Origin of the sequence: Metabacillus endolithicus (assembly GCF_023078335.1) — a bacterium.
Taxonomy (GTDB): domain Bacteria; phylum Bacillota; class Bacilli; order Bacillales; family Bacillaceae; genus Metabacillus; species Metabacillus endolithicus.
Map to the genome: position 1 here is coordinate 1,453,712 of NZ_CP095550.1, position 13,789 is coordinate 1,467,500.

A 13,789-nucleotide genomic window follows, 5' to 3' on the forward strand; every position below is an offset into this window, starting at 1 on the left:
CAAATTATTGAATTTTTAGAATATATAGTTATATAATTTCAAAAAGGAGGTTGTATGAATATGCAATTATTAGAAAAAATTAGTAAGGCTGCTGGAAACACTTTTGCAATCTGGGTCATCATTTTTGCTGCGTTAGCCTTTTTTATTCCTGGTGGCTTTACTTGGATTGCCCCTCATATTGCACTATTATTAGGTATTATTATGTTTGGAATGGGACTAACTTTATCTCTGCAAGATTTTAAAGCTGTGTTTCAAGCGCCAAAAAGTGTTCTATTAGGTGTTGTTGCACAGTTTACGATTATGCCATTACTGGCTTTTTTACTCGCTACAGTTTTTCAACTACAACCTGAAGTTGCTGTTGGAGTAATCTTGGTAGGCTGTTGTCCTGGTGGAACAGCATCTAATGTTATTACATTTTTAGCTAAAGGAAATACAGCATTATCTGTCGCTGTAACGTCAATTTCAACATTACTTGCTCCAATATTAACACCAGCTCTTACACTTTTGTTTGCTAGTAAATGGCTGCCGGTTTCTGCTGGTTCCTTATTTTTATCAATTGTTCAAATAGTACTTATTCCAATTATTTTAGGTATTGTTGTGAAGTTATTATTTAAAAAGCAAGTTGAAAAAAGTGTAACTGTTTTACCTCTAATATCTGTAATAGGAATTGTTGCGGTTGCTTCAGCTGTGGTTGCTGTGAATGCAGAGAAAATTGCAGAAACAGGTCTTTTAATCTTCACCATTGTTGTTCTACACAATTTACTCGGCCTTTTATTAGGATTTGTGTTGGCAAAAGCATTAAAATTAAACTTTGCAGACCAAAAAGCTATCTCTATTGAAGTCGGGATGCAAAATTCAGGGCTCGGTGCTGCTTTAGCAGTTGCACATTTTTCCCCATTATCTGCCGTTCCAAGTGCGATTTTCAGTGTATGGCATAATATATCAGGTCCTTTACTCGCTACATGGTGGGGGAAAAAAATGGAGCAAGAATCTAATTTAGAAATGACTACTGACAATTCAAAAAAGGCATAATGATGAGGGGGGCATTCGTGCTCCCTTTGATTATGCCAAATTTTGTTTTTAATTTTTCTTCCAAAAATTTCTTTAACTAGTAAAATAAAAGATAAGCAGGAATTTACCGTTAATCACCTGCTACTTACATATGGGGGGATCCTGATGAACGCTCATGAAATTGATTATGTTTTACATGGCGATGACATGCAATGTGTTGAAATTGAGTTAGATCCGAATGAAAGTGTTGTAGCTGAAGCTGGTGGCATGATGATGATGGAAGATGGCATCGATATGGAAACCATTTTTGGTGATGGAGACAACAACCAAAAAGGCTTTTTTGGTAAGCTGGTTGGAGCTGGAAAACGTGTTATCACGGGTGAGAGCTTATTTATGACAGTTTTCACAAACAAAGGTGTTGGTAAAAAGCGTGTCTCATTTGCTGCTCCTTATCCGGGGAAAATCATACCTGTTGATTTGAGTGAGCTTGGCGGAAAGATTATTTGTCAAAAAGACTCCTTCCTTTGTGCAGCAAAAGGTGTATCCATTGGCATTGATTTTCAAAAGAAGCTTGGAACTGGCTTTTTTGGTGGAGAGGGTTTCATTATGCAAAAGCTTGAAGGAGATGGTCTTGGCTTTTTACATGCTGGAGGAACCATTATCCGCCGTGACCTTCAACCTGGAGAGAAATTAAGAATTGATACAGGTTGCTTAGTCGCATTAACAAAAGAAGTTGATTACAATATTGAATTTGTTGGAAAAGTAAAGACTGCGTTTTTTGGTGGAGAAGGCTTATTCTTCGCTATTGTACAAGGACCAGGAACAGTTTGGGTTCAAACATTACCATTCAGTCGCTTAGCAGATCGAGTGATTGCAAGTGCACCATCTGCTGGCGGTGAAGGTCGTGGTGAAGGCAGTCTACTTGGCGGTTTAGGTCGACTTTTAGACGGTGATTGATTAACATTTCCGATTAAAAAAGGTGCTGACTATTATAGTCAACACCTTTTTTGTATGTGAAATGCTTTCACCTATCAGCAAAGAAGAGCCAAACCTTTTTCTTTACATTTTCACTCCAAGTGGCTCAATATTCCAAATTCCATCAGCATATTGCGAAATGGTTCTGTCACTTGAAAAGAAGCCTGAATGCGAAACGTTTATTAATGCCTGCTCCAGCCACTTTTCTCGGTTTTGATAAGCTATGCCAACCTTTTCTTGTATATCAATATAAGAAGCAAAATCACGTAAAACAAAATATTGATCATTTTGAACGAGTAAGGAATCAGCAATTGACTCAAATTCTCCTTCATCTTCTGAGAAAAATCCATTTGTTAATTGATTGATAACTTGTCGAATTCTTAAATCATGGTGATAATATTCCATTGATCGATAACGGCCGTTTTCTTCGTACTTGAGCACCTCTTGTGCAGTGAGACCAAAGGTAAAAATATTATCTTTACCAATCTCCTCCATGATCTCAATATTTGCTCCATCTAATGTCCCGACTGTTAAAGCACCATTCATCATAAATTTCATATTTCCTGTACCAGATGCCTCTTTGCTTGCAGTCGAAATCTGTTCACTAACATCTGCAGCCGGGAAGATATCTTCAGCCAATGAAACACGATAATTTTCCATAAACACAACCTTTATAACCTGCGAAACTCTTGGGTCATTGTTTACTTTATCAGCTAAGGAATGGATAAGTTTTATGACCTTCTTTGCGTAATAATACGTTGGAGATGCTTTTGCTCCAAAAATAAATGTACGAGGTTGTATCACATAATTAGGATCTTCTTTTATTCGATTGTATAAATACATAATATGAAGAACATTTAATAACTGTCTTTTATATGCGTGTAATCTTTTAACTTGAACATCAAAAATAGAATCAATGTCTACTAAAATCCCATTTTTTTCTGCTATTTTCTTCGCTAGTATTTCTTTACGCTTCCTTTTCACCTGTGCAAATTGTTCTTTTACTGAAGGATGATAAACATGTCTCTTTAAATCTATTAATTTTTCAGGTTGTTTTACCCAATCCTCACCAATTGTTTCTTTAATTAGGTTTGTTAATTCAGGATTTGCTTTAAGCAGCCATCTTCTATGTGTAATACCATTTGTTTTGTTATTGAATTTTTCGGGATAAACGTCATAGAAAGATTTCATCTCTCTATTTTTCAAAATATCAGAGTGTATTTTGGCTACCCCGTTAATACTATTACTCCCAACTATTGCGAGATGAGCCATTTTCACAAGGCCGTGAGCGATAATCGCCATATGCTCAATACGTTGCCATTCTCCCGGATATCGATCCCAGAGCTCTGCACAAAATCTCTCATTAATTTCTTCTATAATCATATAAATTCTAGGAAGTAATGGCTTAAATAAATAAATTGGCCATTTTTCTAGTGCTTCCGCTAAGATCGTATGATTTGTATAGGACACTGTATTTGTTGTTACATGCCATGCTTCATTCCAAGTTAATCCTTCAATATCAACTAATATTCTCATTAATTCAGGAATAGCCAAAGCAGGATGTGTATCATTTATATGAATAGCCACGTAATGATGAAGTTCTCTAATGTTAGAATTTTCTTTTTTAAACGACTGAATGATACTTTGTAAACTTGAGGAAACAAGGAAATACTGCTGTTTTAACCTTAAAATTTTGCCCTCATCATGTGTATCATCAGGATAAAGGAAATCTGTAATTGCCTCAGTATCTCTCTTATAAGATAAAACATCTTGATTTGGACCAAATGAGGCAGGCTCTGCATTCCAAAGCCTCAACGTATTAACGGTATCGACCTGGTAGCCAACAACAGGCATATCATAAGGAACGGCTAACACCTTTTGTTCTCCTACATGCTTAAAAATGAGAGAATTTCCTTCATAACTTGATTCTATTCTTCCCCAGAATGATACCTCAACAGCTTGATCAGGCTTCCGAACTTCCCACACATTTCCATGTCGTAACCATTGCTCCGGGAGCTCAACTTGATATCCATCCACTATTTTTTGATCAAATAGTCCGTGTTTATATCGAAGCCCATATCCATGACCAGGAAGATTTAATGTAGCCAATGAATCTAAAAAGCAAGCTGCTAATCTTCCTAATCCACCGTTTCCTAGAGCTGGGTCTGACTCACACTCTTCTATTTCATTTAATTGAATATTAAGCTCTGCCAGACCTTCCTCAACAACCTCTTTAATTCCTAGGTTTAATAAGTTTTGACAAAGTAAACGACCTAATAGAAATTCAATTGATAAATAATATACTTGCTTTTTATTTTCAGCACGGTAAAGCTCGTTCGTATCAATCCATTTAGAGCTAATATATTCTCTTACCATATTCCCTAATGTAAAGTACTGATCACGTCTAGTTGATTCCTCAAAGCCTTTGCCACACATACTTTCTAGCCTTTTTAAAAAGCTTTTTTTAAATGAATCTTTATTAGAGAACATGCTCTTCACTCCCAGTGATCAAATCAGTGTAAAGCTGCTTATATTTTAATGCTGATTGGCTCCAACTATAATCTTGTGTCATGGCAGTATTGACGATCTTCTGCCAAACCTCGTCTTGATGATAATACTCAATAGCGCGATTTATTGAATACAACATATCATGGGCATTAAAATGACTAAACGTAAATCCATTACCTTCCTTTAACTCTTCCTGAAAAGGAAACACTGTGTCATTTAATCCACCTGTTTCACGGACAATTGGAATAGTACCATATCTTAGAGCAATTAACTGCCCCAAACCACATGGTTCAAATTTTGATGGCATTAAAAATAAATCGGAGCCGGCATAAATTTGATGTGCAAGCTTCTCATCAAATCCTATGTATGCTTTAAACTTTGTCGGATAAACCCATTCCATATGTTTAAAATAATCTTCAAATTCCTTTTCTCCTGTACCAAGAACGATCACTTGAACATCCTTAGCTAATACCTCATCAAAAACACGTTTAACTAAATCTAAACCTTTTTGCTTCGTTAACCTAGTTACCATTGAAATAATTGGTGTATCTTTACTCTCAGGTAACCCAAAAGCAGCTTGTAGGGCAGCTTTATTCTCCGCTTTTTTTATGAGTGTTTCCGGTGTAAACTGTGAATGAATATTTTCATCTGTTTCAGGATTATAAACTGTATCATCAATTCCATTTAAAATTCCCATAAGCGAAGAATTTCGGGATCTTAACAGACCATCCAGTCTTTCTCCATAGTAGGCTGTCTGAATTTCCTCTTTATACGTTGGACTAACAGTTGTTATATAATCTGATGAGATTATCGCTGCCTTCATAAAGCTAATATCTCCATAAAATTCAAGATTTTTAAAGTCTTCATCCCCCAGATTTAAAAGATCGTTGAGAATACTGTATGGAAATACACCTTGAAATTGGAGATTATGAATCGTAAACACTGTTTTAATTTCCTCATAAAAAGATTTCTTTCTGTATTCTTTTTGTAATAAATAACTAATCATTCCTGTATGCCAGTCATGTGAATGTATGATGTCAGGCTGAAAATCAATAGCTTCTAATGTTTCTAGTACGGCTCTACAAAAGAATGAGAAGCGCTCACCATCATCATAATGTCCATACAAAGAATCACGATAAAAATAATATTCATGATCTAAGAAATAATACGTAATTCCCTCAACTTCTAATTTTTCAATTCCACAATACTGCTGTCTCCATCCAACCGGAACAATTATCTCATGTATTTTCGTCATCTTTTCACGATAAGAATCTGATATTAAAGAATATTTGGGTAGAATGACTCTAATGTCAGCTCCTAGTTTTTTTAATTCCTTTGGTAATGCACCTGCAACATCAGCTAATCCTCCTGATTTTACAAAAGGTACACATTCTGAAACAGCAAATAATACTTTCACGAGTTCATCATCGCTCCTTGAATGGTTCTTTTTCTTAGTATCGTTGGCTCTAAATGTGATCCACTTAATTTAGAATAGTCTAATACTTTTACATCTTTATCCGTAATAATATTCTCTAGTACACAATTCTCTCCAATATTTGTCTTTTGCATAACGACACTATTTTTAATGACTGTATCTTTTCCGATATGAACTCCTCTAAAAATAATACTATTTTCCACATAACCTTCTATTTTACATCCATTAGCAATTAAGGAATTCTTTACAACTGCATTTTTTCCATATTTGGTTGGTGGCTCATCTTTTGCTTTCGTTAAAATTGGTCGGTTTTTCATGAAAATTTCTTTCCAAATAGCTGGGTTAAGCATTTCCATACTATGTTTATAATAATTGGCTAATGAATCTATAACAGCTGCATAGCCTCTAAATTCATAATCACAAATAGTGAAATTATGTTGATTTTCTATAATAACGTCAGCAAGTGTTTTGCATCCTGTTTTTTCTTTATCCTGAATAAGATCAAGAAGAAGTTTTGTTGACATAATATACATTTGTAACGACTGACCATCTTTTCGAACTTCTGTTATATCACAGCCATTTTCAATATGACGACTTAATACCTTCTGAAAATCAATATTACAAACTGTATGACTATTGGTAATAACCGCATACTCCTGTTTACTTCTTAAAAAGAAATCAATGTGATCAGAAAATTGTCGGAAAGATCCAAACTCATCATATTCGTTGTGTAAATGAGGAGATGGGAAGAAAAATAATCCATCTTTTTTACGATTTAGATCCCACTGTTTTCCAGAACCAATGTGATCCATTAGGGAGCGATAAGAATACTTAGGAAAAATAGCAACACTTTCAATCTCAGAATTTGTCATGCTAGATAGAACAAAATCTATTAAACGATATCGACTACCAAAAGGAACTGCTGCTAATGAACGATGGATCGTTAAATCTTCAATTTCTGGTTTATATGCTGTAGCATCAATAACACCTAACAATTTATTACTCATTCTTCCTTCTCCCCTTTTTGGAAAAAGTAAGGTCATATGTTTCACATGCTTAGAAAATAATTAAAAAAGAATAAATGCAATGATAAAGGAAAACATGCTTACATCTGAACCTTACTACTTCCAATGTATTGTAGTCATATGATTTTTTTATTAATTAACTTTGTTCTCAGTCAAGGATATGATTTCATCTATGATTTCATCTGTAACAAGTAAAATTTCATCTGAATTCGTATCAGGACATATCACAGTACCATCTGGAATTTCTAAACCACATGGAACGATTGCATTTTCAATGTAGACATTTTCCCCGATTATTGTGTCAGGCATTAAGACCGTATTTTTTATTTTTGTATTTTTACCAACCGTAACTCCTTGGAATAAAACGGAATGATGAACATTTCCCATAATGACACAACCGTCATTAACAAGAGAATCAGTTACTACCGCATCCTCAGCAATAAATTGAGGTGGATGATTAGAATTAACCGTGTAGATCTTCCAGTCTCGATCAAATAAATTTAGCTCCGACTCATCATTTAATAAATCCATATTTGCTTCCCAAAGACTCTTAACCGTTCCTACATCTTTCCAATATCCTTTAAAAGGATAAGCAACAACATTGCGTTTCTCTTCTAGCAATAAAGGAATAATATCTTTCCCAAAATCATGACTTGAATATTGATTACGTTCATCCATCTCCAAGTATTCTTTTAAAAGTGACCATTTAAAAATATAAATTCCCATTGAGGCCAAATTATTTTTAGGATTAGCAGGCTTTTCATCAAATTCAACTACCTGCATTTTGTCATTGGTATTCATAATTCCAAATCGACTAGCCTCATCCCAAGGCACTTCTATAACAGAAATGGAGGCATCAGCATTTTTATCAATGTGGTAGTCAAGCATTTTAGAATAATCCATTTTGTAGATATGATCTCCCGACAAGATTAATACATATTCAGGATCATATTGTTTAATATAATTAATGTTTTGATAGATTGCGCTTGCTGTCCCTTTATACCACTTCATTTCAGAGGATTCAGAGTAAGGAGGAAGAACGGTTACCCCACCATTTTTACGATCTAAATCCCACACACTTCCAATTCCTATATATGAATTTAAAACTAGTGGTTGATATTGTGTTAATACACCTACAGTATCAATGCTAGAGTTGGTACAATTACTTAAAGTAAAATCTATGATCCTATATTTTCCCCCAAACGGAACTGCCGGCTTTGCCAAATTTTTAGTAAGAGAGCTTAACCTGCTACCTTTACCCCCTGCTAGTAACATTGCTACGCATTGTTTTTTTCCCATTCTTATTCTCCCCTCTTTTTTTAACTGCACGTAGAATAACTGCTCCATACGGTGGAATTGTCATAGATAGATGATATGGCCTCCCATGAAACTCGCCTTCTATTGCCCTAAGATTCTTTTTGTTCAATTGATTTGAACCACCAAACTCTTCTGCATCACTATTTATAATCTCTACATATTCTGTGTCAATTGGTACCCCAATTTTGTAATCATAATAAACAATTGGTTTAAAGTTACAAACAACAACAAGTATTTCATTTTCTTTTTGTCCTTTTCGGATAAAAGAAAAAATACTTTGATCGCGATTATCTGCATCTATCCACTCAAAACCTTCAAATGAATGGTCTACTTCAAACAATGATTTTTGCTTGTTATAGTTTGAGAGCAAATGCTTAAAATAGCTACGCATTTTGTTATGCATCTCATACTCTTCCAACATCCAATCAAGTTGCTCTAAATCCTTCCATTCATCATACTGACCAAATTCACCTCCCATAAAAAGAAGTTTCTTTCCAGGATGTGTAAACATATATGCATACAGAAGCCTTAATTGGGCAAATTTTTGCCAATAATCACCCGGCATCTTATTTAATAATGATTTTTTTCCATGAACAACTTCGTCATGAGAAAAAGGTAAAATGAAGTTTTCTGAAAAAGCATATAAAAAGGAGAATGTAACTTTATGGTGGAGTTCATTTCTATTCTCTGGAGAGGCCTCCATATAAGAAAGAATATCGTTCATCCAACCCATATTCCATTTGTAGTTAAAGCCAAGACCACCTGACGAGGTTGGAGAGGTAACCATCGGCCAATCAGTTGAATCCTCAGCAATCATAAGTATATTCGGATCATTTGCAAATACTGCTTTATTAAGTTTTTTAATAAAGGATACAGCATAAGGGTTTTCAACAAGTTCATTCGAATTTGGCCAATAGAGCATGTTGGCGACTGCATCAACCCTAAATCCATCAATATGAAAATATTCCATCCAAAACAAAGCATTGGACACTAAGAAACTTTGTACTTCTGTTTTTCCTAAATCAAAATTTGCAGTACCCCAGATATAATTTTCACGATCTTTTTCATTTGTGTACTCATACGTTGGTAAGCCCATCAAACATATATAATCCATGAGCATCTTTACAAAAATGACCTGGAACCCAATCAATGATGACACCAATATTTTCTTCATGACAAGCATTTATAAATGCCATAAAATCTTTTGGCGATCCAAAACGACTTGTAGCAGAATAATACCCTGTTCCTTGATATCCCCAAGATCGATCATATGGATGTTCAATTATAGGTAAAAGTTCAATATGAGTGAATCCGTGTTCTAATACATAAGGAATAAGCATCTCCGCAAGTTCAATATAGCTATATAGCTCACCATCCTCTTTTATTTTCCAAGAACCTAAGTGAACTTCATAAATAGCTAATGGACGATCATACACTTCTCTTAACTTTTTCCTTCTTTGCCACTTTTGATCTGACCATTCGAACCCGGATAAATCATAAACAATCGATGCAGTATCAGGCCTTACCTCAGAATGAAAAGCATAAGGGTCTGACTTAAGAAGCTTTTGACCATTTGAAGAATGTATTTCGTATTTATAAATCTCACCTTCATTAACTCCTGGAACAAATATGCTCCATATCCCCTCCTCATTTATTTTCTCCATTTGATGTTCCTGACTGTTCCATTTGTTAAAGTTCCCTACTACATTTACCTGCCTCGCATGTGGCGCCCAAACACAAAAATTTGTACCCAGCACACCATCTCGTTCCTGTACATGAGCTCCAAAAAAACGGTAGCTTTCAAAAGACTGACCTTCATGAAATAAATGTATGTCAAAGTCAGATGGACACATGAGCATCACAGATTTCACCCTTCCTCTTATTATCTATGCTAAACATTCAAGACTTACAAATAATTCCCTTTAATGAAAACGTTCTTTTTTCCGACATAAACCAACAAGAGTAAAACAATTCTTTTGTATTATTATTCTTTTAAAATGTAGACAATTTAAAGCAGTTTGTTAGCATAACTAACAATAATATAAGAAAACACTAGTGATTTAGGAAAAAATTTATGAGTTGAAAATAATATATTTTTAATGAAGGAAACCGTTTTACATACTTAATGGGAGACTAATTACTCATAGAGGATGTTATATAACCAAAATATTTTTTTCGACTTTTTGTAGAATTTTGTTGAAAGAAATTTCCGCAGGATTTGAAGGTATTTTAAAAAGCAAAAGGCTAAAGAAAAGAACCATGCTTATGTTTTTCTAGGAAATGCTAATAGAGATGAAGGAATAAATATTATATTTTATATAATATTTATTAGGAGAATAATTGTTTTTCAACAAAGAATGTTTTGTAAATATAAGCACATTCAATAATAGGGAAATAGCAAATCTTTATCATTATAAGAGGATTTATTTAAAAGAAATGCTACTTTTTATTTGACTTCCATATTTATAGAAAATAATAAAAAAGCACTGCAACAATGCAGTGCTTTTTATGACCCATACGGGATTCGAACCCGTGTTACCGCCGTGAAAGGGCGGTGTCTTAACCGCTTGACCAATGGGCCTTAACAATATAATTTACTGGCGGAGAAGGAGGGATTTGAACCCTCGCGCCGCTTACGCGACCTACACCCTTAGCAGGGGCGCCTCTTCAGCCACTTGAGTACTTCCCCAATTTGGCTCCGCAGGTAGGACTCGAACCTACGACCGATCGGTTAACAGCCGATAGCTCTACCACTGAGCTACTGCGGATCAACAACATTTCATGGTGGGCCTAAATGGACTCGAACCATCGACCTCACGCTTATCAGGCGTGCGCTCTAACCAGCTGAGCTATAGGCCCATAATCATTTTTGGAGCGGGTGAAGGGAATCGAACCCTCATCATCAGCTTGGAAGGCTGAGGTTTTACCACTAAACTACACCCGCAATAATGGGGCGGCTGATGGGAATCGAACCCACGAATGTCGGAACCACAATCCGATGCGTTAACCACTTCGCCACAACCGCCATATTCCATTTTATAAGTGGTGGCTCGGGACGGAATCGAACCGCCGACACATGGATTTTCAGTCCATTGCTCTACCAACTGAGCTACCGAGCCAACATAGTTTACGGCTTCCACTAAGCTTCGAATCTCTTCGTCAGCTCCCTCACTCACATCCTCACGTATGGTCATACGCTCCGGTGCTCGTTCACTCGCTTCCTCGACCTTCTCGCTTATTGAAACCCTTTTACTCTATACTTAGAGTCTGAGTTAACATTAGTATAAAATTTATAATAATGGCGGTCCGGACGGGACTCGAACCCGCGACCTCCTGCGTGACAGGCAGGCATTCTAACCAACTGAACTACCGGACCAAAGTTTTTTCACTTAGTGAAAACAACTAAGCTTAACATATTGACTTGCTTAGATGATTACTAGACATAACATCGTCAACTGAAATTGGTTGCGGGGACAGGATTTGAACCTGCGACCTTCGGGTTATGAGCCCGACGAGCTACCAGACTGCTCCACCCCGCGATGATAAATATAAAGATTGTATTACACATGAACTTTGTTTATTATCTTGTACGGACCGTCCCGATTTCAGAAAGATTATTCAAGATGTTGCTCAATCGGTACGCTGATGTAACTCAATGAAGCCTATTCACGTGCTCCACCCCGCGACAATAAAATATAAAATAAATATGGAGGAGGAAAGGGGATTCGAACCCCTGCGGGCTTTGACACCCCTGTCGGTTTTCAAGACCGATCCCTTCAGCCGGACTTGGGTATTCCTCCTCAATTCAAATGGTGGACCTTGTAGGACTCGAACCTACGACCGGACGGTTATGAGCCGTCTGCTCTAACCAGCTGAGCTAAAGGTCCAATCAAATGCTTTGCAACTAAAACTTAATATGGTAGCGGCGGAGGGAATCGAACCCACGACCTCACGGGTATGAACCGTACGCTCTAGCCAGCTGAGCTACACCGCCATAGTTATCAACGCTCTTTGTAAAAAACCATGCTCGTCATGTCTCTTTGTCAAGACACATTCCTCGCAAGCCTACAATGATGAAATGCAGGATGTTTACGGCTCGCTCTAGCCAACTGAGCTACACCGCCATGTTTTTAAAAAATATATTATTGGTGGAGCCTAGCGGGATCGAACCGCTGACCTCCTGCGTGCAAAGCAGGCGCTCTCCCAGCTGAGCTAAGGCCCCATTTTAAAGTTTAGATCAATTAATGGTCGGGAAGACAGGATTCGAACCTGCGACCCCTTGGTCCCAAACCAAGTGCTCTACCAAGCTGAGCTACTTCCCGTTCTAGAATTCAGAGGTGGGATTTGGGAGGTCAGAGACTTTATTATTGCTTTAGAGCGAAAAGTTTATTCTCGCTTCTGACTTCTAATTTCTCACTTCTATACTTGGCGCGCCCGAGAGGAGTCGAACCCCTAACCTTTTGATCCGTAGTCAAACGCTCTATCCAATTGAGCTACGGGCGCAAATAATCAATAATAATCTATAAAGATTAAGGTAAGTTATTTTCGCTAGCGCGAAAAAACTATGGTGCCGAGGACCGGAATCGAACCGGTACGGTAGTCACCTACCGCAGGATTTTAAGTCCTGTGCGTCTGCCAGTTCCGCCACCCCGGCACTGTCTTTGGAGCGGAAGACGGGATTCGAACCCGCGACCCCCACCTTGGCAAGGTGGTGTTCTACCACTGAACTACTTCCGCAATATTGTTAGTTATTTTCGCTAACGCGAAAAAACTTTGGTGCGGGTGAAGGGACTTGAACCCCCACGTCACAAGGACACTAGATCCTAAGTCTAGCGCGTCTGCCAATTCCGCCACACCCGCAAGGTGTGTAAATGGTGAGCCATGAAGGACTCGAACCTTCGACCCTCTGATTAAAAGTCAGATGCTCTACCAACTGAGCTAATGGCTCATTTAAGAAATGAGTAATATTATTAAATTTATCTCTTGTTATAGACACCCAAATTTCAGTAAGCTTATTCAAGCTGCAGCTCAATTTGTGTGCTGATGTAAAGCTTCGATGCATATTCGTTCGTGCTCTACCAACTGAGCTAATGGCTCATTTTAGTTATTTATAATTAAAATGAGTGGTGCCGGCGAGAGGACTTGAACCCCCAACCTACTGATTACAAGTCAGTTGCTCTACCAGTTGAGCTACACCGGCATTATTTATAGATGTATATAAGACTTTTTCTTACTTACCAGTCACCCAAATCTCAGAAAGATTATTCAAGTAGCAGCTCGATTTGTGTGCTGAAGCAGGAGCTTCGAAGCATATTCGATCGTGCTCTACCAGTTGAGCTACACCGGCGAATGGTTAGCTATTTTCGCTAGCGCGAAAAAAATATGGTGGAGGATGACGGGATCGAACCGCCGACCCCCTGCTTGTAAGGCAGGTGCTCTCCCAGCTGAGCTAATCCTCCATTATACCTGGCAACGTCCTACTCTCACAGGGGGAAACCCCCAACTACCATCGGCGCTG

6 protein-coding genes, 21 tRNA genes, 1 rRNA gene and 1 pseudogene (1 of these 29 only partly in view) are annotated in these 13,789 nt (G+C 37.3%); 2 read left to right on the forward strand and 27 right to left on the reverse strand.

The annotated features are described in order from the left end of the window. The first annotated feature begins 60 nt into the window (after positions 1–60). Both MVE64_RS07820 and MVE64_RS07825 read left to right on the forward strand, forming a co-directional pair. Positions 61–1,032, forward strand: coding sequence for a bile acid:sodium symporter family protein (locus MVE64_RS07820; RefSeq protein ID WP_247346991.1), 972 nt, complete (start codon positions 61–63; stop codon positions 1,030–1,032). A gap of 144 nt (positions 1,033–1,176) precedes the next feature. Further along, positions 1,177–1,968 carry a TIGR00266 family protein gene (locus tag MVE64_RS07825; protein WP_247345290.1) on the forward strand — a complete coding sequence of 264 codons (792 nt, stop codon included), beginning with the start codon at positions 1,177–1,179 and terminating at the stop codon, positions 1,966–1,968. Positions 1,969–2,070: 102 nt separating this feature from the next. Here MVE64_RS07825 and MVE64_RS07830 read toward each other — a convergent pair whose 3' ends face one another. From MVE64_RS07830 to rrf, 27 genes and pseudogenes are all read right to left on the reverse strand, one after another. Further along, positions 2,071–4,476 (reverse strand): glycogen/starch/alpha-glucan phosphorylase, encoded by a 2,406-nt coding sequence (locus MVE64_RS07830; RefSeq protein ID WP_247345293.1) that lies wholly within the window; start codon positions 4,474–4,476, stop codon positions 2,071–2,073. Continuing rightward, a complete protein-coding gene (glgA, locus tag MVE64_RS07835) occupies positions 4,466–5,911 on the reverse strand; it encodes a glycogen synthase GlgA (protein ID WP_247345296.1) in 1,446 nt (481 codons plus the stop codon). The genes MVE64_RS07830 and glgA overlap by 11 nt, the downstream gene beginning before the upstream one ends. Beyond that, on the reverse strand, positions 5,908–6,936 hold the full coding sequence (locus MVE64_RS07840) for a GlgC family sugar phosphate nucleotidyltransferase (RefSeq protein WP_247345299.1): 1,029 nt from the start codon (positions 6,934–6,936) through the stop codon (positions 5,908–5,910). Before MVE64_RS07840 ends, glgA begins: the two co-directional genes overlap by 4 nt. 150 nt (positions 6,937–7,086) lie before the next feature. Beyond that, positions 7,087–8,253, reverse strand: a complete 1,167-nt coding sequence (locus tag MVE64_RS07845) for a glucose-1-phosphate adenylyltransferase (protein WP_247345301.1) — start codon at positions 8,251–8,253, stop codon at positions 7,087–7,089. After that, positions 8,210–10,130: pseudogene (gene glgB, locus MVE64_RS07850) on the reverse strand (1,4-alpha-glucan branching enzyme). Before glgB ends, MVE64_RS07845 begins: the two are co-directional and overlap by 44 nt. 650 nt (positions 10,131–10,780) lie before the next feature. Beyond that, positions 10,781–10,852 (reverse strand) — tRNA-Glu (locus tag MVE64_RS07855). Positions 10,853–10,869: 17 nt separating this feature from the next. After that, positions 10,870–10,960 (reverse strand) — tRNA-Ser (locus tag MVE64_RS07860). A gap of 4 nt (positions 10,961–10,964) precedes the next feature. Beyond that, positions 10,965–11,039 (reverse strand) — tRNA-Asn (locus MVE64_RS07865). A gap of 14 nt (positions 11,040–11,053) precedes the next feature. Next, positions 11,054–11,130: transfer RNA gene (locus MVE64_RS07870), tRNA-Ile, on the reverse strand. A gap of 11 nt (positions 11,131–11,141) precedes the next feature. Beyond that, positions 11,142–11,215: transfer RNA gene (locus MVE64_RS07875), tRNA-Gly, on the reverse strand. Between the two features lie 5 nt (positions 11,216–11,220). Continuing rightward, a tRNA-His gene (locus MVE64_RS07880) sits at positions 11,221–11,296 on the reverse strand. Between the two features lie 18 nt (positions 11,297–11,314). Then, positions 11,315–11,390 (reverse strand) — tRNA-Phe (locus tag MVE64_RS07885). Between the two features lie 180 nt (positions 11,391–11,570). Continuing rightward, positions 11,571–11,647: transfer RNA gene (locus MVE64_RS07890), tRNA-Asp, on the reverse strand. An 86-nt stretch (positions 11,648–11,733) separates the two neighbouring features. Next, positions 11,734–11,810: transfer RNA gene (locus MVE64_RS07895), tRNA-Met, on the reverse strand. A 168-nt stretch (positions 11,811–11,978) separates the two neighbouring features. Then, positions 11,979–12,071, reverse strand: a tRNA-Ser gene (locus tag MVE64_RS07900). 10 nt (positions 12,072–12,081) lie between these two features. After that, positions 12,082–12,158, reverse strand: a tRNA-Ile gene (locus MVE64_RS07905). A gap of 30 nt (positions 12,159–12,188) precedes the next feature. Next, positions 12,189–12,265: transfer RNA gene (locus MVE64_RS07910), tRNA-Met, on the reverse strand. Positions 12,266–12,417: 152 nt separating this feature from the next. Further along, positions 12,418–12,493, reverse strand: a tRNA-Ala gene (locus tag MVE64_RS07915). A 23-nt stretch (positions 12,494–12,516) separates the two neighbouring features. Further along, positions 12,517–12,593 (reverse strand) — tRNA-Pro (locus tag MVE64_RS07920). A gap of 104 nt (positions 12,594–12,697) precedes the next feature. Continuing rightward, a tRNA-Arg gene (locus MVE64_RS07925) sits at positions 12,698–12,774 on the reverse strand. Between the two features lie 62 nt (positions 12,775–12,836). Further along, a tRNA-Leu gene (locus MVE64_RS07930) sits at positions 12,837–12,925 on the reverse strand. A gap of 8 nt (positions 12,926–12,933) precedes the next feature. Next, a tRNA-Gly gene (locus tag MVE64_RS07935) sits at positions 12,934–13,008 on the reverse strand. A gap of 37 nt (positions 13,009–13,045) precedes the next feature. Further along, positions 13,046–13,131: transfer RNA gene (locus tag MVE64_RS07940), tRNA-Leu, on the reverse strand. Positions 13,132–13,143: 12 nt separating this feature from the next. Continuing rightward, positions 13,144–13,219: transfer RNA gene (locus MVE64_RS07945), tRNA-Lys, on the reverse strand. A gap of 176 nt (positions 13,220–13,395) precedes the next feature. Next, positions 13,396–13,471 (reverse strand) — tRNA-Thr (locus MVE64_RS07950). Between the two features lie 183 nt (positions 13,472–13,654). After that, positions 13,655–13,730: transfer RNA gene (locus MVE64_RS07955), tRNA-Val, on the reverse strand. A 5-nt stretch (positions 13,731–13,735) separates the two neighbouring features. Beyond that, positions 13,736–13,789, reverse strand: a 5S ribosomal RNA gene (gene rrf, locus MVE64_RS07960) (it continues 62 nt past the right edge of the window).